Genomic DNA, 26,158 nt, shown 5'->3' on the forward strand with positions numbered 1-26,158 from the left:
ATTTTTATATAAAGGAGGCGAAAGCGATGGAAAATCAATCTCTCCATAATATGGAACAATATATCCCGCATTTGAAAGGTTATCAGGACATTTCACCCATCCATAAAGGCTATTCGAGTGATCATAAATATTGTGTTTCGTTTCAGGATGGCTGGAAATATCTATTAAGAATGTTTGATTTAAAGCAGCGGGAAGCCAAGAAAGCGGAATTTGATGTTTTACAAAAGATGGAGCTGTACAGCGTTAAATGCTCGAAGCCGATTGAGTTCGGGTCCGTAGAGCCTCTGGGTAAAGGGTATATGTTACTTTCCTATATTGAAGGGGAGGATGCGGAGGAGCATATTGGAAAACTTCCCGAAGAGGTGCAATATAAAATAGGGGCGGACGCCGGGATAGAGCTGCTGAAGATGCATCAGTGTCCGGCTCCTGAGCCTGTCTCCGGTTGGTTTGACCGCAAGTACAAGAAGCACAGACGCTACATGGATCAATATCATGCCTGCGGATATAAGCTGAAAGAGGATTCGAAGCTGCAGTCCTTTATTGATGACCATATAGAACTTATGAAATATCGCCCTAACGTCTTTCAACATGACGACTTTCATGTGGGGAACCTGATTATTAAGGATCAGCAGTTGGCCGGGGTCATTGATTTTAACAGCTACGATTGGGGAGATCCCATCCACGAATTTTTGAAGGTAGGTTTTTTTAGCAGCGAGGTCAGCATCCCGTTTGCTATCGGACAAATGACGGGATATCACAAGGGCGGTCAGCCGGATGAACGGTTCTGGACCTTGTACTCTCTCTACCTCGCCATGAGTATCTATTCTTCCATCGTCTGGATTTTGAAGGTGAAACCAGAGGAGTTGGACTCCATGCTTGAGAAGATCTACAGAGTTCTGGAAGATCACAATGGCTTTGAAAGCGTTAAACCGAAATGGTACAGCAGGTAACGGGGTCTTGCTATCGTCATATTGCCAAGGGGGGAGCCTTGTGAGGAAATTAGTCGTTGTGTTCACGGTCATTGCCATTCTGCTGGTTGGATGCAGCAGTCGCCCGCCCATGCCTGTTCTGAAAGCGGGGAAAATCGAAATTCCAGCCGTCTTGGGCACGTATTCCTGGAAAACCTTCAACAAGCAAGTCATTGCGGATGCGCCCGGGCCGGATTATCTGGTCAAGGACTTAACCCCAATTGCGGTTAAACCGAAGGAAGAAGTGCTCGTCAAATTCTCGAGCAAGCCAAGCAAAATGATTCTGTCCAGATGGGTGGGACAAGAAACGGTTGAACAGGTTGAGCTGGATTCAAACCAATTTACCCTTCCACAGGAAAAAGGGGAGCATATCTTCTCCATTCGAGCTGAGTGGGGGGAGCATAAAAGCGGACTGTATGCTTTTATAGTGAAGGTGGAATGAACATAATTTGGCCATCACTACCCAAGCATCACTGCACTGGAGAAATTCTAAGGAAGTGGTGACGGCTTACGCTTGCGGGATATACATGTCCCGCAAGCATTTTTTTGGCTATGGAGGCGTAAACGAGGCTTTTGTGTGCGGAATCAGAATATATAGAAGACCTTCATTCCATTTATGGTAGTGACTGCTCTTCCCTCACATCACACTTTCTTTTCCATAACCTTATCGTCCATTACAAAGCCGTTGCCTATATCCGCTACTTGAGTTCGTACCGTTCGAAATCCTTTTTTCTCATAAACAGCTATCGCTGCATGATTATGCCGGTTAGCTGTAAGCCATATAACTCCCAACCTTCGATCTTTACATATGCGTACCAACCATTCCATGGCTTGGCTTGCATAACCTTTTCCCCGATGCTCTTGTTGGATATAAAATTTGCTTAGAAACATTTTGCCTTCTTCTTGCTTGATCGCTAGATAACCGATATGGCTGCCATATGCATTCATTAAATAATATTCATAACCCTGATTGTTCATTTGCCCGGCAATGGCCTGAACAGATTGAAATTTGCTGAGCATATAGTCGATTTGTTCTTTCGATAGGATGCTTATATAATATTCATTCCAAATTTTCGATGCCAACTGAGCCAAAAGCTCGACTTCTTCCTCTGTCTCCACTCTTGTAATGACAAGTTCCATTAGATTTGCTCTCCTTTTTCTACACCAATCAGAGTGTAATGCATCGTGAGTCTCGCACTCGTTTACGGATCACACTCCAAGATTCATAAGCTTCTCCATGGATTCTATTATAACTTTATTTTTCGGTTTTTTGTGCAGCAGCTTATAGTTCATAAAGAGGACACCGTTATTTTCAATTTTCAGACATAGAAGATTTGAGAGAATAGCAGGTGGTTCTTTATGCAGTTTTCCATCTCCGAGGGCATCATGCCCGGGTACGGCCAAGCGAATGTAGAGACATAAACTCCAAAAAGCCTTGCCCCACAAGGCACGTACAAAACTGATCGCTCCACTGGCAGCGATGAGGTCAGGGGTTCGATCCCCCTAGGCTCCACCAATACATAACACAAACGGCAGAGATGCCGTTTATTTTTATATATAAGTTATTATAACGGCACCTTTTTTATTTATCTTCAGATTAACTGGAGGATTCCAGAATTAAAGATATCCATAAATAAGGCAATGCTATAAGAATTAGGCCTATGCTCAGAAAGCGGAAGGAAGAGGTCGATTTGATAAGCCTATCGACTTTGAATCACATTGCACATCTAGAACTTGGAGCGCATTTGAGAAAAGTGGTTAGTTAAGAGAGAAATCCTTTTGCTCTTTCGTTCTGGAAAAGGTGATGATGAAAATTACACCTATAACTTACCGGGTGACCTTTTAATCGACTTTCCATTCCCTTAATGGTGGATTTCTCAGTTTTCATATTGGATGTCAAAGCAGAGAACGGATTAGTTGTTCGCGTAGTGAGGAATTTTTATTATTTCCACAGTTCAAATGAAATTCAGCACAAATAAGATTACGATAAATGACGGGCATCCACTGGTAAGAAAAGCAACGAAGCATTGAATTTATTGAGCGATGCAATCGAAGGTATGTCGTCAGAAGTATATGAGCAGTTTGAGGAAGAGTACGGTATCGAACCGGATCTTTCCAACAGCGACTTCTGGGAAAAAGTTAATAGACTTTATAATTAATAATCATGGCAATTAATTCTTTGAAAAAAAGAAATAGGTTTAGATATTCACAAACTTCAACACACCGTTTTCAAAAAATGGGCAGTGAAAACAACCGTGGTGGGAGAGTATGTCGCTGGCAGCGACAAGGTCAGGGGTTCGACCTCCATGGTTCCACCAAAAAAGACATGGCTTTCCGCCAAGGGGAAGCTATGTCTTTTTTTATGTAGTAAAGCGAGGTATTATGGATTCAAGGTTTATTCAATCCCACAGACAAACAGGAATTTGTAGTACATATTATTTATATAACCTTCTGCGTGAAAAGGAGAATCTGCTAAATGAAAAAAATATTGAGCCTTATTTTTTCTGTGGCTTTATGTGTGACACTTGCCGCTTGTAGCAACAATGAGGCAGTAAATATAGATGGTAATAGTGGAAATTCGCCTCTTCCTGCTTCGCCAACGGCTCCGGCAACTGTGACAGACACACCGGAAGTACCTGATAAACCCGTCGATAATCTTGATGATATGTATAATGCATATTTTACTGCACTTGAAAACCTGATCCAAAACCATATACTTCCCGACGGTGTCGACGACAGCGGGGAACAATTAGGTGATATGGCTGAAAACAAATTCGCTGTTTGCGATGTGGATAACGACGGGAGAGAAGAACTGATCCTGCTTTACACCACTACATATCAAGGTGGCTGGGCAGGATACGTGCTTGCTTACGACGCAGAGACAAAAAAACTGCAAATGAAACTTCGTGAATTCACTTTGCTGACGTTTTATGATAACGGAATCATCAAAGCTGGATGGCACCATAATCAAGGACTTGCCGGTGACTTTTGGCCCTATAGCCTATATCAATACGTGCCGGATTCGGACAGCTATGTATTAGTTGGCATGGTGGACGCATGGGACAAAAACTACTTTCGCTCAGAAACAGACAAACAAAATAATCCGTATCCAAGTGATATAGATAAAAGCGGGACGGGGTTTGTTTACTATATCATGGAAGCTGAACAATATGACAATACGCACCCGGTAGATGCATCCGAATACAATGAGTGGGTCAACGCTCACATTGGAGACGCTTCGAAAATTCAAATCCAGTATATGGATTTGACGGAAGAAAACATCTCGCAGATAAGAAATGGATCATGAGTATAATGCGAAACTGACAAATTCCAATTTACCAATGTAATATGAACAAAATTTGTACAGTATGTCTAACAATCTTCAATCTATTTATAAGACTTGGGCTTTTTCATGATCTGCGTAAAGGATACTCGCGACTTGAGTCGTGAGAGGAATTTACGCCCTTCTCTTATTAGTCACACCCCTTTACTCCTCCTCTTTTGATTAGATAAGTGATCTTACACTTATTTCTGAATTTCTGCTTCAAACAGGAACATATGTTTGATATAATGGAGTGTGTAGGATGTAGGGTGAGTAACTTACAGCCTAGCTGATCATATTAACACGAAGCAAGGTGACTTGAGTTGAAGATCACTTTAACCGCCAAAGTGAAAATCTTGCCCACTCCTGAACAAATCGATGGGTTACGACAGACTTTACGAGCTTATCGTCTGGCAAGTGATTACCTGTCCAAGCTTGTATTTGAAGAGAAAATTCTCTCCAAGACGAAGCTGCATCAGTTGATGTATCGAGAGTTGCGTTCTGCCTTTTCCTTGCGATCTCAAATGGCCCAATCGGTCATGCGAACGGTGATTGCTCGATACAAGTCATTAGTCGGCAACGGCCACCTCTGGACATTCGTCCGGTTCAAGAAACCGGAGCTCGACCTCGTTTGGCGTCGAGATTACTCGTTTACACAACGGATGTTTTCCATCAACACCCTGCACGGTCGCATCAAGGTGCCTTATGAAACGAAAGGCATGGAAACGTATTTGGATGGATCCTGGTCCTTCGGGACCGCCAAGTTGGTCCACAAGCGAGGGAAGTTCTTCTTACACCTTCCAATGACCAGAGAAGTGGAAGAAGTCTCGGATCCATCTTTGAATCAAGTGGTTGGATTAGACATGGGCGTCAATTTTATCGCGACCAGCTATGATTCCCAGGGTCAATGTACGTTCTTTCACGGTAGACCCATTAAGAATAAGCGCTCGAAGTACAAGCATTTGCGAAAGCAGCTGCAGCAACTGGGGACAGCCTCCGCTCGCCGTAAGTTAAAGCGAATCGGGGGACGAGAAAACCGCTGGATGACAGATATCAATCACCGGATATCCAAGGCACTCGTCCTCCGATATGGGGCCCATACGTTGTTTGTACTGGAAGACTTAACGGGTGTTCGAAACCGTACAGAGCGGGTTCGGGTCCAGGATCGTTATGAAACCGTCTGTTGGTCCTTCTATCAGCTGCGCCAGATGATCACGTACAAGGCCAACCTCCATGGAGCCAAAGTAATGGCGGTTGATCCCCGTTATACATCACAAGCCTGCCCCAAATGTGAGCATACAGAGAGAGCCAATCGGGATAAGAAGAGGCACTGCTTCTGTTGTCAGAAGTGCGGGTATCGCTCGAATGATGATCGCATTGGCGCTATGAATCTTCAGCGCATTGGAATCCAGTACATCGCTGAAGTGGCTGTGTAGGTATACCTATGCAGTCGGGCAGCAGTCAACCTGCCTATGGTAACGCCACCCCAAGGAAGGAGGCTAACCGCCGTACTCACTTCCGGGCAGTTACAAGCTCGTGACTTGAGTCATGAGTTGTTGACTTGGATACTTCCTTGAAACATTGATAAAATATGATGTTTCAAAGGTCAAGCGGATGGCCTTTTTTTACTTAAATTCCCATATTTATATATAATCAGGGATTGGCTGAGATGAAAGTAATGTTGAAGAACGACTTCGTTATGCCCTCCCCAGCGATACTTACAGCCTTTTTATATGGAAAAGGAGTCTGATTAAGGATGTATACGGTAATCAGAGCGGATCAAACGGATTTGAATGTAAGATCGCAAATGTCCGAAATATTTGCAGATGGATTCACGCAGTGGCTTGGCTTTTTTTCAACAGACAGACATAAAATTGCCAAAGCCTTCGCTCATATGTTTGTTGAGAATCAATTCTATTTAGCCATGTCTGGCGACAAAGTGGCGGCTATGGCTGCTTGCACGGACGGCACAGAACTTTCGGTGAGACTTAATACGAAACAGTTGATCAATCATTTGGGCTTTTATAAGGGAATTCTTGCAGGGGTCCTACTCAAGAGAGAATTTCAAGTCTCGTTTGAAAATCCTAACGGTGATAAATGTTCAATAGAGTTTGTCGGAACAGCACTCGAATTCAGAGGTCAAGGAGCGGCTTCGCAAGTGATTGCCCATATACTTGAAAGTAAGTCTTATAAAGAATACTTGATCGAAGAGGTTGCGGACACGAATATACCGGCTATGAAATTATATGAAAAGTTGGGGTTTAAGGAGTACAAGAGGAAAGCACTTCCGAAAAAGCTAGCCGAAAAAAACGGTATAAATCATCTCATATCGTTGAAATATGTGAAATGAATTTTTTAAAAAACAAAAACAGCCTTTTTTAATCCTGACAAGCAAGCTGTCATAATTCATCATTTAGACTATATACAGATGCACCGAACGAGCAGATCAATGAAGAGGAGGAGGAATAACGTGAAGCTGATTCGTGCGCTTGGCATAACGATGGAGTTGTTGTCCAAGCGAAGAGTGACGGCTGCGGAATTGGCCGACCGGTTTGAAGTGTCGAACCGTACGATCTATCGCGATATCGAGTTAATTAGTCAAGCCGGTATTCCCGTCGCTTCCTATACGGGTACCGATGGCGGATTTGAAGTTATGAGCGGCTTCTACTTGACGAAACAGCACTTCTCCTTGGAGGATCTATCGGTGATCTACAACCTGTTAAGGGGTATGGAAGGAGCGATGGGTGCCAAGCCGGTTTCGATTATGGGCAAGCTTTCCAGCTTGCAACCTGCCCTGCTGAATGGAGGGAACGTCAATAAGATCATATTCGATATGAGCACCTCAGAATTGGAGAAAAACCTGGTTCATCCGCTTCTTCAGGCGATTAATGATAAACGGGTCGTGTCGTTTTCCTACATCAGTTCAACGGGCAGCAATACTGATCGAAGCGTGGAGCCCGCCGCATTGTATTGGGGGCGAGGCGCTTGGTATTTGAGCGGCTACTGCTTATTACGCCAGGCCAGTCGGATGTTTCGGTTATCGAGACTATCCTCGCTCAAGATTACAGATGACAAATATCAGCCCAGAGAGGAGGCCCCTGCTTCGGATGCTGAAGAAGTTCAGGGTATGCAAGCCCATCTCCGATTCGATTTGAGCGCCCAGCCGCGCGTGTTGGAGCAATTTCCGGGGGAGTGCATTCGCGCAGACGATCATATTGACGTGCATACTGTTTTTTATAAGACAGAGTATGCGGTATCCGTCGTATTAAGCTACGGGCCGAAAGTGACCATCATTTCCCCGGACGAGTTGAAGCATCAAGTGTTGAACACGATGCTCGAAATTCAAAAGCTGTATCATGTAGAAGAAAAATAACAGGAAGAGAGGGGCACGACAAATGATCGTTTATAATCATGAGCAACCAAGTCAATCGCAACAAATCGGGGATCTCATCCAGCCGTTCCTGATCGATGTATCCGAGGAGAAGCTGGACGATCTGAAGGAGCGGCTGGCTCGCGTCCGCTGGCCCGAACAACTGCCGGACCCTGAATGGGAACGGGGCGCGCCGCTGTCCTACGTGAAAGAACTGGCCGACTACTGGCTTCACCATTATGATTGGCGCGTGCATGAGCAGCAGCTCAACAAGCTCCCACATTTTTTAACCAATATAGAGGGTCAGAACATCCATTTTATTCACGTCAAGTCACCCGAAGAAGATGCGACACCGCTCATGCTGCTTCATGGGTGGCCGGGATCATTTATTGAGTTCCTGGATACTATAGACTGTTTGACCAACCCGCGCGCCCACGGCAAAGAAGCGGATGATGCTTTTCATTTAGTTATTCCATCGATACCTGGCTTCGGCTTCTCCGCTCCGTTGACTGCGCCAGGCTGGACACCCGGGCGGATGGCAGAAGTTATGGTTCAACTAATGGATCGTCTCGGGTACGAACGCTACGGCGTTCAGGGCGGCGACTCCGGTGCGTTTATCGCACCAGAGATGGGGCATCTGGCGCCCGAACGTATAATCGGCATTCATTTGAACGCGTTTATCACTTTTCCCTCCGGCGAAGCACATGAACTGGATGGCTTATCAGAGGAAGAGGAGGGTCGCTTAGCAAGACTCGAAACTTTTAATGACGGGTATATGCAAATTCAATCCAAAAGTCCACATACCCTTGCATACGGACTTCATGACTCACCGACGGGTCAACTCGCGTGGATCATGGAAATTTTCAAAAAGTGGACGAACCCGACAGAGCATTTACCTGAAGAGATCATAGATCGAGACCGGCTGCTGACTAACGTTAGTTTGTATTGGTTCAGCGGCACCGCTGGATCTTCCGCTCAAATCTATTATGAGTCTGTCCATGATGAATCCGCCTGGGCACCGAAGGAAAAGGGAACCGTGCCAACGGGTGTTCTGGTATCGCTCTCCCATGATACGACGATCAGGCGGCTTGCAGAGAAGGATCACCATATCGTACACTGGAGCGAATGTTCGGAAGGCGGCCATTTTTACGCGATGGAACAGCCTGAACGCTATGCGGAAGAGGTTCGGTTGTTTTTCCGCGGTCTTACATCATAACAGTAATCAGGGGAATGAATAACTGCGGTCATCGCAGACCCGTGAAAGTTCCAACGGTTAAAACTTTCCATGATGACATTATCGCTGCAGTGAAATATGCCGGCCAAAGGGAAGATATCGATCCTCAGCGGATTATGGCAAGCTATTGATATTTTTTTGTTATAGTGTATAATGTTGGAAATTGAATACAATAAAGGCATTGACGAGGAGGAGTACATGCTTATCCGATGCAAAGAGAGAAGGCGGCTGGTGTAAGCCTTCGTGAAGAAAGTATGGAAGTAGCCTCTGAGCTGTGAACCGAACGGAAAGAAATTTCTTAGTAGACTTCAACGGGATTTCCGCCGTCATTGGAAAACGATATCGGATATACATGAACTATCCCGCATCGGCAGAGTGCAGAGAATATTCTCTGAATTTGGGTGGTACCACGGACGTAATGTTCGCCCCAAAGCAATGGAAATTGCTTTGGGGCGTTCTTTATTGTGTTCAATCACTAATTTTGGAGGTATTCAAATGGAAAAGCGTTACAATTTTGCTCAAATTGAAAAACAAATGCAGGAGTTTTGGGAGAAAGAACAAATTTACAGGTTCGATCCCGATGTACAAGGAGAGATTTACTCGATCGACACTCCGCCGCCGACAGTCAGCGGAAACCTGCATGTCGGGCACTTGTTTTCTTACACACAGGCTGAAATGATTGCACGGTTTCGCAGAATGCAGGGCTATAATGTATTTTATCCCTTTGGCTTTGATGATAATGGATTGCCGACCGAGCGTTTGGTTGAACGCGACGAAGGTATTCGTGCCAAAGATCTCTCCCGAAGTGAATTTATAAATAAATGCAAACACATAACCGAAAAATATGAAACGGAATTTAAACATTTTTGGAGAACGCTGGGATTTTCGGTGGATTGGTCCATGCAATATGAAACGATAAGCGATGACGTTAGAAAAATATCACAGTCATTATTCCTGGAGCTTGTTCATAAAGAAAAAGCATATGTGAAAGAATCTCCTGTGCTTTGGTGTACCGAATGTCAAACCTCCATTGCTCAGGCCGAGCTCGATACAGATGAGATGGAGTCTACCTTCAACTATATTCCCTTTATGGTTGAGGGCAAGCCGCTTTATGTTGCAACAACACGCCCTGAACTGTTATATGGCTGCGTCAGCTTATTCGTTCATCCCGATGACGAACGGTATACACAATATATTGGGAAAACCGCACAGGTTCCGCTTTATAACTATGAAGTACCCATACGGACGGATCATAAGGTTGGAATGGATAAAGGCACCGGTGTTGTTTTGTGTGCAACATTCGGTGACAGCACTGATGCTGAATGGTATCTTAAACACGCTCTGCCATACCGCAAAGTGATTTTGGCGGACGGGACCATGGTCAAGGATGTTCCGTTTATCGGCGGACTTAAAGTCTTTGCTGCCAGAAAAGAGATTATTCGATTGCTTGATGAATCCAATCTGCTGCAGAAATCCGAAAAAATATTACACGCTGTTGCCGTTCATGAACGTTGCAGAAAAGAAATCGAAATCATTCCGTCAAGGCAGTGGTATATCGAGATTTTATCTGAAAAAGAGCGTTTCCTGGATGCCGCGAACAAAATAAACTGGTATCCCGCCTATATGAAAAACCGCTATATTGCATGGGTTGAAAATTTGAAGTGGGACTGGTGTATTTCCCGTCAACGCTATTTCGGTGTTCCTTTTCCGGTATGGTATTGCAATAATTGCGGAAAAACCGGTTTCGCAAAATCCGAACAGCTTCCAGTCAATCCGCTCGAAACCCCATACATGGGCACATGCGACTGCGGATGCAAGGAATTCACGCCCGAAAGCGCCGTATTCGACACATGGGCAACGTCATCGCTAACGCCGCAAATCCATGAACGGCTCGGCTTTAAACTAACTCCGATGAGCATGAGAACGCACGCTCATGAAATCATACGGACATGGACTTTCTATACCATGGTCAGAAGCCTGTATCATACAGGCGATATTCCGTGGAGAGACTTGATGATCAATGGATTTGTTCTCGCCAAGAAGGGAGAGAAGATCAGCAAGTCACAAGGCAATTCCGAGATGGAACCTGCAGCGTTAATCGCCGCTCACTCTGCGGATGTTTTGCGCTATTGGTCAGCCAACGCGCGCCTTGGAACCGATACCTTTTTCGCCATCGAGGAGCTTGTGATTGCCAAACGGTTTATTACGAAGCTGTGGAACGCTTCCAAGTTTGCAATCTCTCATTTGAAAGACATTGATTTATCTGATAAGCCTCAGCTTCTGCCGGTGGATAGGTGGATAATCGAACGTACGAACGAGACGATTACAAAGGCTGCCGTATGGTTGAATGAATATGAAATCGGATCGGCAAGACACGAAGTGGATGAATTGTTCTGGAAAGACTTTTGCGATAATTATATAGAAATCGTCAAGTCCCGGTTATATGAGCCGGAGCTTCACGGATATGTTGAAAGACGTTCGGGGCAGTATGCGCTCTATTATGCATTGCTGAATATCCTGAAAATGTATGCCATCTATGTTCCGCATATCACCGAATATATTTACCAACAATTTTTCAAGCAGCATGAAAAAACGGCATCTATTCATCTCTTGAAATGGGAAAAGAGTGAGCATACAAACAATGATCTTCTGGAGTTTGGAGAATCGATTAAAGAAGCCTTATCCGATATGCGCAAGTATAAGTCTGGTAAAAATTTATCCATGCGGGCCGAGATGGATGTTATGGAAATTAAATGTGAGTCTAAATATTTGGAGTGGTTTAAGCAAACCGAAAAAGATTTGAAAGCCTGTGCTAACGCCAAAGCGATCAATTATATCTCTGAGTAAGTAGGCGGATCAGCGGCCTTGTCTGCGTCGGTTCTCCAAGCGGCATAGAGGGGAACCGACGACTTTCATTCACATCATACTTTCTTTTCCAAAACCTTATCCGTCCATTACAAAGCCGTTGCCTATATCCGCTACTTGAGTCCGAACGTAGAGACATAAGACTCCCAAAAGCCTTGCTCCCTAAGATACCTACAAAACCGACCGCTCCACTGGCAGCGATGAGATCAGGGGTTCGTTACGCGCGTAAGGGAGTTCAAGTTAAAATCCACGGGAAACCGTGGTTTTTATATTGACTGAAAATTATGGTATACTGTTTATTAAGTAAACAATTTAATTATGGACATCGGTCTATCCAGTGGCGAATGGATATTCCCTAAGTTAGACCATTATGGAGGATATGAAATCATGCAGAAAGACGACCACATGGATCACGAAGCCATCAGCAAATTACCTCGCGCGGTAGCGCTGAGTTGGGGGATAGTCAAAGAATCGCAGAGGGGACCTAAGCGAGAAATGAGCATAAAGAAAATAGTGGACGCCGCTATCGCAATCGCCGATAAGGATGGGCTTTCCGCTGTCTCCATGAGCCGGGTTGCAGCTTCTCTTGGATTTACCGCAATGTCCCTCTACCGATATATACCCAGTAAGGACGATCTGCTGTTGCTGATGCAGGATGCCGTGTGTGCCATCCCTATTCCGCCGGAGGAGAAGGACATAGACTGGCGCGAAAGTATGCGTGAGTATGTTCGGGCTACGATTAACGTCTTCGTGGAGCATCCATGGTATGGCGACATTCCCATCTCCGGTGTCCCGGTTACACCAAACAACCTTCAAATTATTGACTGGGCGCTTAGACCGATGCGTGATTTTCCGCTAAATGATTATGAAAAAATATCTATCATCCTTTTGTTAAGCAGTTACGCGCGTTCGACAGGAATCATTCAAAGGGATATAGACCGGGCTATGCGGACAGGAGCAAGTCCTGCTGTCGTCAGTGGTCTAGATTATGGTGCAGCGCTTAGGCAATTGGTTACACCGGAACGCTTTCCAAATCTGGATCCCATCATCAGATCCGGTGCATATACCGAGGAGAACGTCAATGAAAATACTGTTGGCAACGACTTTGATTTCGGTCTGGAACGGATTCTGGACGGCATTGAACATTACCTTGCCTTCAGAATGCCTGTGGTTCCGGTGGCGAGTGATACATCGAAGAAGAAATAAGGGGCAATCCCCGCATGCCCAGTCAGGCGGCTTTCGCTGGCCCTGACCATAAACGAAAAAGGGTTGGTACAGAAATAGTCCCTGTACCAGCCCTTTTTCGTTTACCGTTATAGAACTTCTCTATTCGTGGACACCGCTCTGTATCAAATGATTGTTATTCCATTCTAACCTCTCGCTAACGACGTCCCGCTTTCCGGCGAAAAGCCCAAACGCTCCATACGAGGGACAGAAGAAGAATGAGCAGACACCATCCAATCGCCCACCAGGCACGATCATGAATGGGTGCGCCTGTGAGAAGTCCTCGGATGGTTTCGATAACCGGAGTGATGGGCTGATGATTCGCAACCCCACGCAACCATGCAGGCATCGTGTCTGTCGGGACGAAGGCGCTGGATAGGTATGGAAGAAAAAGCAGGGCGAACCCGTATCCGCTGGCGGCGGAAGGACTGCTGGCAACAAGCCCGATGGCTGCGAAGAGCGAGGTGAAGGTAAGAATGAACAGAGTAATGACGGCTATCGCTCCAACCCACTCCAATACATTGGCAGTTGGCCGAAAGCCAACGAGCAGTGCAACGCCAATGACTATTCCGGTGGCCAACAGGTTGCGGGCAACGCTTGCGACGACATGCCCGGTGATAACGCTCAGGCTACGAATCGGCATCGTTCGAAATCGGTCAATGATGCCGTTGGTCATATCATTGGCCACATCCACAGCCGTACTGGACGAACCAAAGCCGGCACACAGCAGAATGATACCTGGAACTACATAATTCACATAGTCGCCGCTCGAGTCAATGGCGCCGCCAAACACATAGGTAAAGAGCAGCATAAGCATGATGGGAAGCATAATGGCCATTATTAATGAATCGGTATTGCGTAAACTGTGGCGAATACTGCGCCCAATGAAGACGGCGTTCGTAACACCGAACGATGCCGACTTGGTTGGTCTTGAAGGGGTTATCATGATACCGATTCCTCCATTTTTTTGGTCGTCAAAGCAAGGAACACATCATCCATGCTTGGCTTACGGATGTTTACCTGGGTCCCCTGTGGGACGGTATGGCCCAGCTCATGGAGTGATTGGCTGATGTCGTGGATATTGCCGCTGGTAGGGATAGATCGAATTATATCGTCTTTCGCATTGCGCAGCTCGAGCACGTTACCTCCCACGCGAGACTTCAGTTCGCCTGAAGTTCCGGTTGCGATGACGCGTCCATCGGCGATCACCGCGATGGTGTCAGCCAATTGATCGGCTTCTTCTAAATACTGCGTCGTCAGAAAAATAGTGATGCCTTGTTCTGCCAGTTGTAGGATGATATCCCACAATGCTCGTCGGCTAATCGTATCGAGTCCCGTCGTTGGTTCGTCCAGGAACATCACGGGCCTGCTAACCACCAGGCTAATGGCGAGATCCAGACGACGGCGCATGCCGCCCGAGTATGTCTTCACGCGCTTGCCAGCGGCCGCTAAGAGGTCGAAGTGCTTTAGCAGCTCAGCTGCCCGAGTACGGGATTGTGCTGCTGTAAGCCCGGAGAGTCTGCCGATCATGCACAAATTCTCTTCGGCGGTTAACATTTCGTCGACAGCGGCGAACTGTCCGGTGAGGCTGATGGACCGCCTGACCTCGTTCCTTTCCGTTACGACATCGTGCCCGGCTACGCGTACGGATCCTTCATCGAGAGCTACCAGTGTAGACAGGATGTGAATGAGTGTGGTTTTACCGGCACCGTTCGGGCCAAGCAGGGCAAATACGGTGCCTGATGGCACCGCCAGATCGATGCCGTCCAGCACAACTTGGTCACCGAAACGCTTTTGCAGCCCTGCAACTTCAATGGCTAATTTACTCATGCTACGCCTCTTTTCTGTGTACTTAATATAGTATATGACATAAACAGTATATTAAATAAACAGTTAAAATGCAACGAGTAATTTACATAAAGAGAAGACGGTACACGCGAGAGAGGCAAGAAAGGGACATTTTTGCGGGATTGCAAAATTTTTGCCTAGACTGTGAAATTATTGTACAATAAAGAAAACTTTACCTTAGTCTCCGTGTTTGATGCTTGGACAGGCCTATCTGGATTCGTCGCTGATCCCTTTCTCTCCGGATCGATACGGCGAGATCGTCCCCTGCTTGTTCTAAGCGTCAAGTACTGGCTCCGTTGTGAGCTATTAAGAAAATGATTATCGGATTGATACCAAGCCAAGTCCATCATTCTATGAATAAGGAAGGAGAAGCATTATGAACAAGGAACAAATGGAGCGAATTCATACGGGAAAGGGTTTCATCGCAGCGTTGGACCAGAGTGGGGGGAGTACTCCAAAGGCGCTGCTGCAGTACGGAATTAAGGAAACCAGCTATTCCAATGAAGAAGAGATGTTCGGGTTGGTCCATGAAATGAGAACACGCATTATCACAAGCCCGGCATTCACTTCGGAATATATTTTGGGTGCTATTTTGTTTGAAAACACTATGGATCGTACGATTGACCATCAATTTACCGCCGATTATCTTTGGGAGAAGAAAGGCATTGTGCCTTTTTTGAAGATCGATAAAGGGCTCGCCGGACTGGAAAATGGAGTTCAGCTCATGAAGCCTATTCCGGATTTGGACGATCTTTTAAAGCGGGCGATAGACAAAAACATTTTTGGGACAAAAATGCGTTCGGTGATCAAAGAAGCCAACCCGGAAGGAATTAGACAAGTAGTGGAGCAGCAGTTCGATATTGGCAAACAAATCTTGTCGATGGGACTCGTACCGATTATCGAACCTGAGGTCGATATTTATAGCGCGGATAAGAAAAAATCGGAGCAAATTTTAAAAGATGAGATTTTCAACCAATTGTCTTTTTTAGATAAAGACGTAAAAATCATGCTGAAGCTTTCCATACCGACGGAAGATCATTATTATCGCGATTTGATAGACGATCCACATGTTGTAAGGGTTGTAGCTTTGTCGGGCGGATATGATCAATGGGAAGCCAATGAAAAACTGGCCCGGCATCACGGCCTCATCGCGAGCTTTTCCCGTGCCTTATCGGAGGGGTTGACCGCCCAGCAAACAGACGAACAATTTAACGCGATGCTGTCCCGTTCTATTAAGTCCATTTATGAAGCATCCATCACCTGATCCCGGCTAAATATTGCCGCCTGTTTCAAAATGAGGTCAGGGGCTCTGTTCCGTCCCCTTGTAGGACTGTTCGACCAGGGACGGGTCATTATCGAGAGCAGCGAGCCGCTGCAGGAAGGGGACAAGGTTCGGATGAAGTAATCAAGCTTAGAATCCGATCATGTTCCCAACTTTGTTAAGGCATTTGCGGCTGAGAAGAGATCCTGTTTCAGAAGCTCTCTTTTAATTTCGTCGCGAAATACGGCGGACGGATGATAGGTCGGCAGGATACGGATTCCGTGCTTCTCCAGCCACTCTCCGCGAATTTCGGTTATTTTCGCTTTTCGATCTACAATCGCCTGTACGGCTATGCTTCCCAGACAAACGATAATCGCCGGATGAATCAATTCGATTTGCCGGAGCAAAATCGGCAACGCTTCTTTAATCTCCGATATTTTCGGTTTCCGATTACCGGGCGGCCTCACTTTGATTACGTTCGTCAGATAAGCTTCCTCCCTGAGGATGTCCGCTTCCTGCAAATATTTATTCAGCAGCCTTCCCGAATTGCCGACAAATGGCCGGCCGGTCTCGGCTTCTTTTTCCCCGGGGGCCTCCCCGAGCAACAACAGACGGGCATGCTCCGGTCCTTCACCGAATACAAGCTTCTCACCAGGCTCCGGTAAAAAAACACGATGACAGACAGCATCCAATGCTTCCAGATTGCGGATCGCTTGCAAATCGTAAGGGGAGACTGTTTCGACGATCATGTGGAAACGACCTCCTCCTTCAGCATTTCTCGCAGCATCCGTCCGTTGATGACAGCCTGCGCCCGGTAATGGTTATTCATACTGATGAACGTCTTTTCCGTTTTCTCGGCAAGTTTGCGAATATTCGGAACCCAATCCGTAAGTTCGTTCTCGCTGTACAAATAGTCATATCGTTCGTACGCCTCTTTGTGATGCCACCATTTCTTATAATTCCGGCCGTGAAACCGGATATAACCAATTGGGCCGGTTGCTCTGATGATCGGCGGAACGAGTGTTTTAAACTGCGGCTCGTCCACACAAACATAACCCAATTGCTCTTCTTCCAGCAGGTCGAATATTCGTTCATCGATCCATTCTTCGTGGCGAAATTCGACAACGACCGGAATATCGCCCATCAACTCTTTAAATTCCTTCAAATAATCCCGGTTTTCATCCCGATTCCGGAAGCTGGTTGGAAACTGGGCCAGTACACATCCCAGTTTGCCCGCTTCTATTAATGGCTTCAACGCTTCCTTAAAATCGGAGAAGTGTTGTTCATTATCTTCCCGTTTATGCGTCATCCCCCGATAGGCTTTGATGACGAACTGAAAGTGCTCGGGTGTTTTCTCCCGCATATGATACAGCATAAATCGGTTGGGCATCGCGTAAAAAGATGAGTTTACCTCTGTAAACGCAAATTCCCGGGCGTAAAAGGAAAGCCTTTCTTTTTTGTCCAAATCTTCTGGGTAAAAGATCCCGCGCCAATCCTCATAACTGTAACCAGCCGTTCCGATTAGTAGCATATTCATCCTCCAAGCGCCTTGATTTTGTCCGCAATGACGTGCACCTGCCCGTTCTTCATCCGGACGTCGCCTTCAAGTAATATGCCCTGTGGATTCAATTCGTATAAGAAAGCCTTGTAAGTTTTGGGATACAATACGACTTCGATCATATCTGTATGATCCTGTAAGACGAGCATAAGCACGTATTCTCCGCCATTTGTCGGATACCGTCTGCTGTGGATGACTGTTCCGCATATGCGGACACGTGTATTATCGTTGAAATCAGATAATTCTTGGATTGGAACGATGTTGAAACGCTGCGAAAACTCTTGCCATTTTCGGGTAGGAGACCGCGAAAGCGAAAACCCGAGCAGCGCCTTTTCCATCTTTCTTTTTTCCGGTTCGGTAAAATCGGGAATCGTTACGGTTGCCGAATTAATGCCGGCTGACTTCGGCAATCCGTTCAAGTATGCGATCATCTCTTTCCGATGTCGGCCAAAACGATCACAGGCACCCGAGGCGATCCAGGCTTCGAGTACCGGTCTTTTGATCCGGCTCGCTTTCATCCGATTAACCCATTCGGGAAAAGTTTGAAATTCTCCGTTACGACGGCGAGAACGCAACATAGCGATCACCGATTCCGGCCCCGAGCCGTGGATGGCATCCAGTCCTAAGCGTATACCTTCCTTTTCAGCATGAAACCCGAACCCGCTCCGGTTAATATCGGGACCAAGCAGGGAGAGTCCCATTTTGGAGATCTCCCTAAGATATACTTGCTTGTCATAGTACCCTCCGTCCATGCTTAATAGGGAGGCCATATAATCTTTGGGGAAATGCGTTTTTAAATAAACGGTCCAGTAGGCCAGATAAGCATAGGACACGCTATGGGCTTTATTGAAGCTGTACCCGGCAAACCGGACCAAAAAATCGAATACGGCCAGAGCTTCCTTGTCCGCCACGCCTCGTTCTGCTGCTCCCCGAAGAAACCGAAGCTGGTGATTGGACAGCGCTTCGACTGATTTTGCAGATAGCGCACGTCGGAGCGAGTCGGCTTCACCCATGGAGCATCCTGTAACTGCTTGAGCAATGGCCATCACCTGCTCCTGATACAGGATCAAGCCGTAAGTCGGCGAAAGAATAGACTCCATTTCAGGCCGTATAACCTTGAAATTCTCTTCCCCCCGGTGCCGGCGTAAATACGTATCCACGATTCCCTCATTCCATGCTCCAGGCCGGTACAAAGCGAGCAGATCGGCTAAATGGCAGATACTGTGCGGCTGCATTCTGCGCATCAACCGGCGGATTCCCATACTTTCCAGCTGAAAACATCCCAGCGTATTTCCACTGCTGATCGCGTGAAACGTGTCCGGATCGTCCAGGGGGATAACACTCATATCGAATTGATTGCCTGTTTGTTCACGAATCGAAGCGAGGGTATCGTGAATGATCGTCAGGCTGCGTAAACCGAGAAGATCGATTTTCAATAAGCCCATTGTTTGGATATCTTCCTTATTGAAGGGAGTCATCGGTTCCCCGTTCGGCCTTCGCTGCAGAGGAATGGTCCGGGCCAAATGTTCATCCCCGAGTATAATACCCGAAGGGTGGGTGGAATGCTGGTGAGGCAATCCTTCAAGCCGTTCGGCGAGTTGAAACAACGACTTGAACGGCTCTTGATCGACCGGCAGTTTGTGCAGTTCCGGCAGGGTCTCAAGACTGTGGCGGACACCGCCTTTCCCGGAAAAAGAGGGGAGCAGCTTGGCCAGCACATCGACTTGTTTTTTTGGCAAGCCTAAATAAGTCCCGGCTTCCCGAACCGCCCCTCGCGTCCCGAACGTGTTCAGTACACCGATATGCGCAATCCGGTCTGTTCCGTATTTGTCTTTGACATATTGCAGCAGCTCGTGGCGCCTTCTTTGACAGACGTCCACATCGATATCCGGCAAATCAGCGCGATCCGGACTCAAAAAACGTTCAAAGGAAAGGTCGTGCAGGAGCGGATTAATCTCTGTTATGCCGAGCAGATAGGCAACCAGACTTCCGGCGGCGGAACCTCTTCCGGGTCCGACGGGAATGTTCCGGTTTCGCGCATACCGTACGATATCCCACACAATTAGGAAATAGTCGGAGAGCCCTCGTCTCGTAATGATCTCAAGCTCTTGTTTCATTCGTTCTGTCCTTCTGTGCCCTTCCGAATCATCGAGAGCTGGGACAGACGAATCAAATCGGCTCCTCATCCCTTCCAGGCATAACTGGTACAATGCTTCATCCGCGCTTCGCGGGGAATTCGCAGAGTCTATTCCTTCCGTATCGGATCGATTGCACGAATGGCGATCTACGCTCCACACTTGTGAAACGGGGAAGCTTGGAAGCCTGTACGCTCCTCGTTCCAGTTGAAACCGGCATCGCTGCGCGATTCGGACCGTATTGGCCAAAGCGTCCGGAAGATGACTGAATTTAGCCTTCATTTCTAGGGGGGAAGGGAGATAGAACGGCCCTGTCGTGAAAGGGGCAGCCGACCTCGGCTTGTTTTTTCCATGCCGGATCATATGAAGCAAAGGCGCGTCTTCCGGAGCGAGGTAATGCACGTCGTGGGTAGCCACTAACGGAATCTTCATTTCCCGGGAAAGATGAACGGTCCTCTCGAGCCACACATCATCATCTTCAAGTCCGTGATGCTGTACCTCCAGAAAGAAATGTTCCTTCCCGAACCACTTTATATATTGAAGTGCTTGCTTTTCTGCCAGATCCATCCGCCCGCTCGTGATCAGACGATGGATGCTTCCGTTTCTGCCGCCGCTCAGCGCAATGATATCCCCATGGAAGGCTGGGGGACGGAAATAAGCGCCGTTCAACTGCTCGACGATCTGTTCGTAGCCCCGATAGGTAGCGGCCAATAAAATGAGAGTTTCTCCCGCATCGCCGACTAGCATTTCACAACCGACAATCGGGTGAATGCTGTATTTCTCTGCAAGCTTGCAAAATGGAATCATCCCGTTTATTACACCCTTATCGGTTATGGCCAGCGCATCCATGTTCCACGATGCAGCAATTTGCAGGAGGTCTTCCAAGCGGCATGTCGCTTCCATCAAGCTATATTCCGTATGAACGTGAAGGTGTACGAAGCTTGTCCCTAACTTTTCCATGATAGTCCTCCTTTAAATGGGAACGTTTGTTTCTATCATACCAGTAGGGACGATTTGTTGTCCATTGGAGGTTATTTCCGGTTACGGACGTTGAACTGACGCCGGAGGAATACGGCAAAGAATTCTTTGACCCGTCCTACGGAATAGCGGCTTAATCCACTCCTACAAAAAATAAAAAAACGCCCCCAATCCGTCAAAAAGATGGATGAGGACGTTCTTCGTCACTTAGCCCAAATATACATCAATATATGAAGATGTAGCTCCACACCCACGCATCATCGCTCATGAACGGGATTAAGGCAACTAAAGCAGCTAAGGCAAGATCGCGAAGGATCGGACGGGAAAGCCGGAGGCCTTCTCTGGTTTGGGGACGATATTTAGGATGATGGCGCCGGTGGCCGGAACTTTGTCCAAATTCGTTAACAGCTCCACCTGATAGGTGTCTTGCTCAAGCACATAATATTCGCTTAGGAGGGCTCCGTTTTTTTGAAAGTCCAGACTGGAGTCGGTATCGTACGTTTCATGTCCAATGGCCTTTATTTTTCTCTGTTCGAATAAAAATTTCAAAGCATCCAGCGACCAGCCGGGAATCCGGTTATGCCCCTCGGCATCTTTGTTGTTAAAGGCTTCCACATCGGGCCAGCGCTTGCTCCAATCCGTACGCAGGGCGACGAAGGTCCCCGCCTCAATTCGCCCGTGCTCCGCTTCAAAGTGCAGCAGATCATCCACGGTTAAAGAATAGTCGTTGTTTGCCTCGGCTTCTTTGGACTTGTCGATGACTACAAGCGGCAGGAGCAATTCCTTCAAATCCAATTCGTCCAAATATCTTGTATTCCGGACAAAATGGATAGGGGCGTCCAAATGCGTTCCATACTGCCCTGCAAACTTAAAGCTCTGGGCCAAGAAACCATCGTCATGAGTAAACAAGGTAGTAAATTCGGCTGCATCAAATGCTGAAAAATGTGGAGATTCCGGACCAAACGTATGGGTCAGGTCCACCCATTCTTTTTCCTTCAATAAAGTCATGGCTTGAATCAATTCATTCGACATCTGCACACCCCTCACCTCTTAAGGTAAACAAATCCAATTAACTATGATCACTACTTTATAGGCTGCGGCGAGGGGTGTCAAGAAAGAAAGGATAGGTCCATGGCTTCCATGGCGGGGACTCCTAAGCTCTGGCTCGTCGGGGCCAAATAAAATTGGATATCGTAATGATGAGATCAATGCCAAGCGCAAGCGTCCACAATTTTAATATTCCGGACAGCGATTCGGTGCGGGCGGGGTCATTAATAAAATAAATAAGCGCAACTAAACATCCCGCCCCAATGAGATAAGCGAGCACATGCTTCAACCAGCTTTTGAAATATTGGATGGCATATTTAATTCCATAGAGCTTCTCCGGCTTGGGCCCTTGTTTGGTCACGTAATAGCGAAAATGCTCGTCTGCCCATTGAATCATACTTTTGCCGAAAGCAATCGAGACTCCGATATAGACGGCGGCAATAGCATGCGCTGTAGTGGCGACAGCTCCGCGGTACAAATCCACGCTCGTTGTAATTAACAGAATCAAGTCTATGACAGGAGTTAAGGCAAGCAGGACTAATCCTAATTTGTTTTGCTTTAACACATATCGGGCAACTAATCCTAACAGGATAACGACCCAGAACGCAATTTCGCAGGCTACAATCATCCAGGCTACAAAATTCAAACTAACCTCTCCTTTTATAACGTTGGTATGGCAATAAATAAAAAATATTATAACAGCCTTTTTTAAATAATACAATTGTGCTGTTTAAATTGTGCATTTGTTTTTTGTTCGATATAATTAAAGCATGCCAAAAATAGTGGATCATGAAGAAAGAAGAAATCAAATTGCGGAAGCGACATGGCGAGTCATCTTAAATCAGGGGATGAAGGGGGCGACGGTAAGGAATATTGCGCAAGAAGCGGGTTTATCCTTGGGCGCATTGCGCCATTATTTTTCAACTCAGGATGAATTGCTCGCTTTTGCAATGAAACTCGTAAGAGACCGGGCGACGGACCGTGTTCAGCAAATCGCGATGGGTGAACTGTCTCCCAAAGAAAAGATATTAAACATTTTGCTCGAGCTTGTCCCTGTGGATGATCAGAAGATGGTGGAGATGGAAGTATGGTTTGCCTTCACCTTCTATACCAGGCACCAGCCCGACGTGTTCGATGCGCAGCATGACGGGATTTATAGCGCCATGCATAAGCTTATCGAATATTTGGACCAGCACCATATGCTGCGGAAGGATCTGGATAAGGAGCTTGAGACGGAAAAATTATATGCATTAGTCGATGGAATAGCCATCCATGCCTTGCTCGAGCCTCAGCGTGTGAATAAAGAACGGATCGTTGCCGTTCTGACCCATTATCTTAACTCGATTTGTGTTGCAGCCCGATCCTTGTAGTGACTTAGCCATCATTAATGGCCAACTGTAGGGCCGACGTTATTGCTGGCTTCTTGACAGTTTTAAGCTTTCAAATTATAGTAGTTATTAACATAACGACTATCATTCTGGCAACGGTTCACATGGCGTTGAGCCGTTTTTCTTTAGTCGAAATATTAGTGGTTAGTTGTATAACGTCTAATGATATACGAACTCTGAAACGACGGCTATAGTTTGTCGTCACAATTGAAGGTCATTGGATGCAATACCGCGCCGGGGCTTACACTTGCCCCAAATACAAAAGGACGGGATGTGCGAATATGGACGCGATCTTTCAAGAACTGCAGAAGCTCGGCTTTTCGTCATACGAGTGCAAAGCCTATGTCGGATTGCTGAAGACTCATCCGGTAACGGGATATGAGATCAGCAAGCGCTCCGGCGTGCCCCGATCGATGATCTACGAAGTGCTGGGGAAGCTGATGGATAAAGGAGCCGTTCATCTCGTTCCCTCCGAACCGGTCAAATACTCCCCGGTGCCCGCAGAGGAATTAATAGCCCGGGTAAGAAAGCAGTTCGAAGAGTCGCTCTCCTATTTAGAGAAAGAATTGACGATGCTGCAGCAGGAGCGGGACATAGACGTGATCTGGCATATTCGCAGCGACGAATCGGTCATGAATGAAATGACAGAGATGATCGGCCGCACCGAGAAGGAGCTGTGGCTCTCTGTCTGGAAGCCGCAGGTCCCGATGATTCAGGAAGCCGTGGAAAGTCATCTGCGGGAAGAGGCCCATGTTTTCTCCGTTATCTTCGGGGCCCCGGAGGCGACTATTGGGGCTACGTTCCACCACGATTACATGACGCCGGATGTTGTCAAGGGCCGGACAGGAGGGCATCTGACCATTGCTGCCCGGGACGGGGAAGAGGTGCTGATCGCCAATTTTACGGACCAATCGACTTCCTGGGCGGTCAAAACCTGCGATCCCGTACTTGTTCTTGTGGCGACAGAATATATTCGCCATGACATCATGATCGAAAAATTAACGGCCGAGCTCGGTCCCGAACGGCTGGATGCCCTCTGGCGCAACAACCCGGATCTAATGCATGTCATGACAGGCCGGCGGTTCGACTAACCCGGCTGCTTGAACCTGCGGTACGTTCACTCTTTAACCATAACCGAAAAAAATCAGCTATGGAGGAATCATGAGCAAGACGGAAGTTTTATTGCGGCACTCTGTCAGACAAGAGGAGAGCTTCATGCAAGGGGTAAAGGATTGCCTGCCCACCGTGATGGGGTACTTGAGCATCGGATTTGCCGCTGGCGTGCTGGAGAAAACAGCGGGCTTATCCTTGGCGGAGATTGCCCTTATGTCTTTGTTGCTTTATGCCGGATCGGCTCAGTTCATCGCGGCCGGAATGCTGGCGTTGAGCAGTCCGGCAACGGCCATTATTTTCACTGTCTTTTTCGTCAATTTGCGCCATCTCCTGATGAGTGCGGCCGTTGCGCCCTATTTTCGGCATCTGCCGGTATGGAAAAATGTCCTGATCGGCTCCCAATTAACGGACGAAACGTTCGGCGTCGCCGTGACCAAGCTGTCCGGGAAGTCCAGGGGAAGCGCCCGCTGGATGTTCGGACTCAATCTGACCGCCTATATCAACTGGCTGCTGGCTAATCTGGCCGGTGGAATATTCGGGCAATGGATAGCTTCGCCGGAGGCCTATGGGCTTGATTTTGCCTTGCCGGCCATGTTCATCGGCCTGTTCATGCTTCAACTGACAGAGCGCAAAAAATATAGGCTGGATCTTGTCGTTGCAATCAGCGCCGTCGTGATGGCGGTTGCCGGATCGGTCTTTCTGTCCGAGAGCGCCGGTGTACTGATTGCCATTGTGATCGCCGCAAGTATAGGAGTGTGGGTGGAGAAATGGAAGTGAGATGGAGTTTTCTATGGATGCTATTGGGGGCTTCCGCAGTAACCTTCCTGCCGAGGGTGTTGCCGCTTGTCGTGCTGAGCCGGATTCAACTGCCGGAATGGGGGCTGCGCTGGCTCCAGCATATTCCGATTGCGGTCATGTCCGCTTTACTGGCTCAAGAGCTGCTGGTGTCGAATGGCTCCTTCCTGCCGTCATGGCTTGGGCTGCTGGCTGCCCTTCCGACCTTGGTCGCGGCGTATTTAACTCGAAGCTTGCTCATTACGGTAGTGACCGGCATTGCAGCCATGATGCTGATTCGTTATTTATCCGCGTTTATTTAAAAGTGCATTTATATAAAATGAACTAATGATTTGGATAGCTCATGAAGTGGAGAAAGAAAGATGCTTCCAGGGCGAGTTTTGGCTTTGTATTCCAACCATCCGAAGGCCCATTCATATAAAAGGAAAACAGAACAAGATGTTTGAAGCTTCGGAAGCACTTTCCTTCGGAACGGAATAAGAGCTATTCTTTAGTTCAAATTATTTAGCAGCAATTTTCTTAACAGGAGGAGATGAAAAGATGGCAACGATAGACGATTTTATGAAGCTGGATCTGCGTATCGGGACAATAAGGAAAGCAGAGCCGTTTCCGGAAGCGAGGAAGCCGGCGATCAAGCTGGAGATCGACTTCGGTCCTCTGGGGCTTAAGCGCTCCAGCGCGCAAATTACAACGAGATATTCTCCGGAGCGGCTGGCAGGCCGGCAGGTGGTGGCCGTGGTCAACTTCCCCCCGAGACGGATAGCCGGATTTGTCTCGGAAGTTCTGGTTCTGGGGGGAGTACCCGAGGAAGGGGATGTTATTCTGCTGCGGCCGGATGAGGCTGTGGAGGCAGGCACTCCCATCGCCTAGTCGGATGATTTTTAAATGCAGCTTTCCAATTTCTACAAACGAACTATTATTGTAGGCAAGACTCCGGATTTAGGGGGCCTAGCTGAAAAACGAAGCCTGACCGGACGAGGAGATGCAGGGGCAAAGAATGATATGCACTAAATATTCTCTTAAAATTTCTCATGATCATCATTGAACTGTAA

General features: G+C 47.2%; 23 protein-coding genes and 1 other annotated feature. Of the genes, 15 read left to right on the forward strand and 8 right to left on the reverse strand.

The window, feature by feature from the left end; translation table 11 throughout:
• The first annotated feature begins 26 nt into the window (after positions 1–26).
• Both KJS69_RS09965 and KJS69_RS09970 read left to right on the forward strand, forming a co-directional pair.
• A complete protein-coding gene (locus KJS69_RS09965; RefSeq protein ID WP_213583564.1) occupies positions 27–950 on the forward strand; it encodes an aminoglycoside phosphotransferase family protein in 924 nt (307 codons plus the stop codon).
• Between the two features lie 40 nt (positions 951–990).
• The gene (locus tag KJS69_RS09970) at positions 991–1,410 is read left to right on the forward strand and encodes a hypothetical protein (RefSeq protein ID WP_213583565.1); all 420 of its coding nucleotides are present in this window, start codon (positions 991–993) and stop codon (positions 1,408–1,410) included.
• A gap of 200 nt (positions 1,411–1,610) precedes the next feature.
• Here KJS69_RS09970 and KJS69_RS09975 read toward each other — a convergent pair whose 3' ends face one another.
• Entirely contained in the window at positions 1,611–2,108 is a 498-nt protein-coding gene (locus KJS69_RS09975) for a GNAT family N-acetyltransferase (RefSeq protein WP_213583566.1), read from the reverse strand.
• A 1,336-nt stretch (positions 2,109–3,444) separates the two neighbouring features.
• Here KJS69_RS09975 and KJS69_RS09980 point away from each other — a divergent pair.
• The 7 genes from KJS69_RS09980 (at position 3,445) to KJS69_RS10010 (ending at position 12,965) form a co-directional block, all read left to right on the forward strand.
• Positions 3,445–4,275 carry an LptM family lipoprotein gene (locus tag KJS69_RS09980; protein ID WP_213583567.1) on the forward strand — a complete coding sequence of 277 codons (831 nt, stop codon included), beginning with the start codon at positions 3,445–3,447 and terminating at the stop codon, positions 4,273–4,275.
• Positions 4,276–4,613: 338 nt separating this feature from the next.
• Positions 4,614–5,726 carry an RNA-guided endonuclease InsQ/TnpB family protein gene (locus KJS69_RS09985; protein ID WP_213583568.1) on the forward strand — a complete coding sequence of 371 codons (1,113 nt, stop codon included), beginning with the start codon at positions 4,614–4,616 and terminating at the stop codon, positions 5,724–5,726.
• A gap of 320 nt (positions 5,727–6,046) precedes the next feature.
• Positions 6,047–6,640 (forward strand): GNAT family N-acetyltransferase, encoded by a 594-nt coding sequence (locus tag KJS69_RS09990; RefSeq protein ID WP_213583569.1) that lies wholly within the window; start codon positions 6,047–6,049, stop codon positions 6,638–6,640.
• 120 nt (positions 6,641–6,760) lie between these two features.
• Entirely contained in the window at positions 6,761–7,663 is a 903-nt protein-coding gene (locus KJS69_RS09995; RefSeq protein ID WP_213583570.1) for a helix-turn-helix transcriptional regulator, read from the forward strand.
• 22 nt (positions 7,664–7,685) lie between these two features.
• Complete coding sequence (locus KJS69_RS10000) at positions 7,686–8,876, forward strand: epoxide hydrolase family protein (protein WP_213583571.1); 1,191 nt, start codon at positions 7,686–7,688, stop codon at positions 8,874–8,876.
• A 190-nt stretch (positions 8,877–9,066) separates the two neighbouring features.
• Positions 9,067–9,327 (forward strand) — a binding site (T-box leader).
• 62 nt (positions 9,328–9,389) lie between these two features.
• Positions 9,390–11,741 carry a valine--tRNA ligase gene (locus KJS69_RS10005; protein ID WP_213583572.1) on the forward strand — a complete coding sequence of 784 codons (2,352 nt, stop codon included), beginning with the start codon at positions 9,390–9,392 and terminating at the stop codon, positions 11,739–11,741.
• Between the two features lie 405 nt (positions 11,742–12,146).
• Complete coding sequence (locus tag KJS69_RS10010) at positions 12,147–12,965, forward strand: TetR/AcrR family transcriptional regulator (RefSeq protein ID WP_213583573.1); 819 nt, start codon at positions 12,147–12,149, stop codon at positions 12,963–12,965.
• Between the two features lie 175 nt (positions 12,966–13,140).
• Here KJS69_RS10010 and KJS69_RS10015 read toward each other — a convergent pair whose 3' ends face one another.
• Positions 13,141–13,929: an ABC transporter permease gene (locus tag KJS69_RS10015; RefSeq protein WP_213583574.1), complete on the reverse strand. Its 789-nt coding sequence runs from the start codon at positions 13,927–13,929 to the stop codon at positions 13,141–13,143.
• Complete coding sequence (locus KJS69_RS10020; RefSeq protein WP_213583575.1) at positions 13,926–14,813, reverse strand: ATP-binding cassette domain-containing protein; 888 nt, start codon at positions 14,811–14,813, stop codon at positions 13,926–13,928. Before KJS69_RS10020 ends, KJS69_RS10015 begins: the two co-directional genes overlap by 4 nt.
• 394 nt (positions 14,814–15,207) lie before the next feature.
• On the opposite strand from KJS69_RS10020, the gene KJS69_RS10025 reads away from it, so the two are divergent.
• The gene (locus KJS69_RS10025; protein ID WP_213583576.1) at positions 15,208–16,095 is read left to right on the forward strand and encodes a fructose bisphosphate aldolase; all 888 of its coding nucleotides are present in this window, start codon (positions 15,208–15,210) and stop codon (positions 16,093–16,095) included.
• Between the two features lie 158 nt (positions 16,096–16,253).
• On the opposite strand, the gene KJS69_RS10030 is transcribed toward KJS69_RS10025, so the two are convergent.
• The 5 genes from KJS69_RS10030 to KJS69_RS10050 form a co-directional block, all read right to left on the reverse strand.
• Entirely contained in the window at positions 16,254–16,841 is a 588-nt protein-coding gene (locus KJS69_RS10030) for a uracil-DNA glycosylase (protein ID WP_213583577.1), read from the reverse strand.
• Positions 16,838–17,623: a DUF72 domain-containing protein gene (locus tag KJS69_RS10035; protein WP_213583578.1), complete on the reverse strand. Its 786-nt coding sequence runs from the start codon at positions 17,621–17,623 to the stop codon at positions 16,838–16,840. The genes KJS69_RS10030 and KJS69_RS10035 overlap by 4 nt, the downstream gene beginning before the upstream one ends.
• A gap of 2 nt (positions 17,624–17,625) precedes the next feature.
• Entirely contained in the window at positions 17,626–20,745 is a 3,120-nt protein-coding gene (locus tag KJS69_RS10040) for a DNA polymerase III subunit alpha (protein WP_213583579.1), read from the reverse strand.
• Positions 20,746–21,057: 312 nt separating this feature from the next.
• Positions 21,058–21,795 (reverse strand): cyclase family protein, encoded by a 738-nt coding sequence (locus KJS69_RS10045; protein ID WP_213583580.1) that lies wholly within the window; start codon positions 21,793–21,795, stop codon positions 21,058–21,060.
• Positions 21,796–21,916: 121 nt separating this feature from the next.
• Positions 21,917–22,456: a hypothetical protein gene (locus KJS69_RS10050; RefSeq protein ID WP_213583581.1), complete on the reverse strand. Its 540-nt coding sequence runs from the start codon at positions 22,454–22,456 to the stop codon at positions 21,917–21,919.
• Between the two features lie 124 nt (positions 22,457–22,580).
• On the opposite strand from KJS69_RS10050, the gene KJS69_RS10055 reads away from it, so the two are divergent.
• From KJS69_RS10055 to csaA, 5 genes are all read left to right on the forward strand, one after another.
• Positions 22,581–23,180 carry a TetR/AcrR family transcriptional regulator gene (locus tag KJS69_RS10055; protein ID WP_213583582.1) on the forward strand — a complete coding sequence of 200 codons (600 nt, stop codon included), beginning with the start codon at positions 22,581–22,583 and terminating at the stop codon, positions 23,178–23,180.
• 299 nt (positions 23,181–23,479) lie between these two features.
• Entirely contained in the window at positions 23,480–24,289 is an 810-nt protein-coding gene (locus tag KJS69_RS10060) for a TrmB family transcriptional regulator (protein WP_213583583.1), read from the forward strand.
• Between the two features lie 70 nt (positions 24,290–24,359).
• Positions 24,360–25,088 carry an AzlC family ABC transporter permease gene (locus KJS69_RS10065; RefSeq protein WP_213583584.1) on the forward strand — a complete coding sequence of 243 codons (729 nt, stop codon included), beginning with the start codon at positions 24,360–24,362 and terminating at the stop codon, positions 25,086–25,088.
• Positions 25,079–25,408, forward strand: coding sequence for an AzlD domain-containing protein (locus tag KJS69_RS10070; protein ID WP_213583585.1), 330 nt, complete (start codon positions 25,079–25,081; stop codon positions 25,406–25,408). Before KJS69_RS10065 ends, KJS69_RS10070 begins: the two co-directional genes overlap by 10 nt.
• Before the next feature lie 238 nt (positions 25,409–25,646).
• Positions 25,647–25,976, forward strand: a complete 330-nt coding sequence (csaA, locus tag KJS69_RS10075; RefSeq protein WP_213583586.1) for a chaperone CsaA — start codon at positions 25,647–25,649, stop codon at positions 25,974–25,976.
• The last annotated feature ends 182 nt before the right edge of the window (positions 25,977–26,158 follow it).

The sequence above is a fragment of the Paenibacillus sp. J2TS4 genome, from assembly GCF_018403245.1.
In the GTDB taxonomy this organism is placed as follows: domain Bacteria; phylum Bacillota; class Bacilli; order Paenibacillales; family NBRC-103111; genus Paenibacillus_L.

Coding starts and splice junctions, on each gene's coding strand:
- KJS69_RS10070 (WP_213583585.1), top strand. CDS start 25,079: ATGGAAGTGAGATGGAGTTTTCTATGGATGCTATTGGGGGCTTCCGCA.
- KJS69_RS10000 (WP_213583571.1), top strand. CDS start 7,686: ATGATCGTTTATAATCATGAGCAACCAAGTCAATCGCAACAAATCGGG.
- KJS69_RS10065 (WP_213583584.1), top strand. CDS start 24,360: ATGAGCAAGACGGAAGTTTTATTGCGGCACTCTGTCAGACAAGAGGAG.
- KJS69_RS10035 (WP_213583578.1), bottom strand. CDS start 17,623: ATGCTACTAATCGGAACGGCTGGTTACAGTTATGAGGATTGGCGCGGG.
- KJS69_RS10055 (WP_213583582.1), top strand. CDS start 22,581: ATGCCAAAAATAGTGGATCATGAAGAAAGAAGAAATCAAATTGCGGAA.
- KJS69_RS10030 (WP_213583577.1), bottom strand. CDS start 16,841: ATGATCGTCGAAACAGTCTCCCCTTACGATTTGCAAGCGATCCGCAAT.
- KJS69_RS10045 (WP_213583580.1), bottom strand. CDS start 21,795: ATGTCGAATGAATTGATTCAAGCCATGACTTTATTGAAGGAAAAAGAA.
- KJS69_RS09975 (WP_213583566.1), bottom strand. CDS start 2,108: ATGGAACTTGTCATTACAAGAGTGGAGACAGAGGAAGAAGTCGAGCTT.
- KJS69_RS09965 (WP_213583564.1), top strand. CDS start 27: ATGGAAAATCAATCTCTCCATAATATGGAACAATATATCCCGCATTTG.
- KJS69_RS10020 (WP_213583575.1), bottom strand. CDS start 14,813: ATGAGTAAATTAGCCATTGAAGTTGCAGGGCTGCAAAAGCGTTTCGGT.
- KJS69_RS10010 (WP_213583573.1), top strand. CDS start 12,147: ATGCAGAAAGACGACCACATGGATCACGAAGCCATCAGCAAATTACCT.
- KJS69_RS09980 (WP_213583567.1), top strand. CDS start 3,445: ATGAAAAAAATATTGAGCCTTATTTTTTCTGTGGCTTTATGTGTGACA.
- csaA (WP_213583586.1), top strand. CDS start 25,647: ATGGCAACGATAGACGATTTTATGAAGCTGGATCTGCGTATCGGGACA.
- KJS69_RS09990 (WP_213583569.1), top strand. CDS start 6,047: ATGTATACGGTAATCAGAGCGGATCAAACGGATTTGAATGTAAGATCG.
- KJS69_RS10060 (WP_213583583.1), top strand. CDS start 23,480: ATGGACGCGATCTTTCAAGAACTGCAGAAGCTCGGCTTTTCGTCATAC.
- KJS69_RS10025 (WP_213583576.1), top strand. CDS start 15,208: ATGAACAAGGAACAAATGGAGCGAATTCATACGGGAAAGGGTTTCATC.
- KJS69_RS10005 (WP_213583572.1), top strand. CDS start 9,390: ATGGAAAAGCGTTACAATTTTGCTCAAATTGAAAAACAAATGCAGGAG.
- KJS69_RS10040 (WP_213583579.1), bottom strand. CDS start 20,745: ATGGAAAAGTTAGGGACAAGCTTCGTACACCTTCACGTTCATACGGAA.
- KJS69_RS10015 (WP_213583574.1), bottom strand. CDS start 13,929: ATGATAACCCCTTCAAGACCAACCAAGTCGGCATCGTTCGGTGTTACG.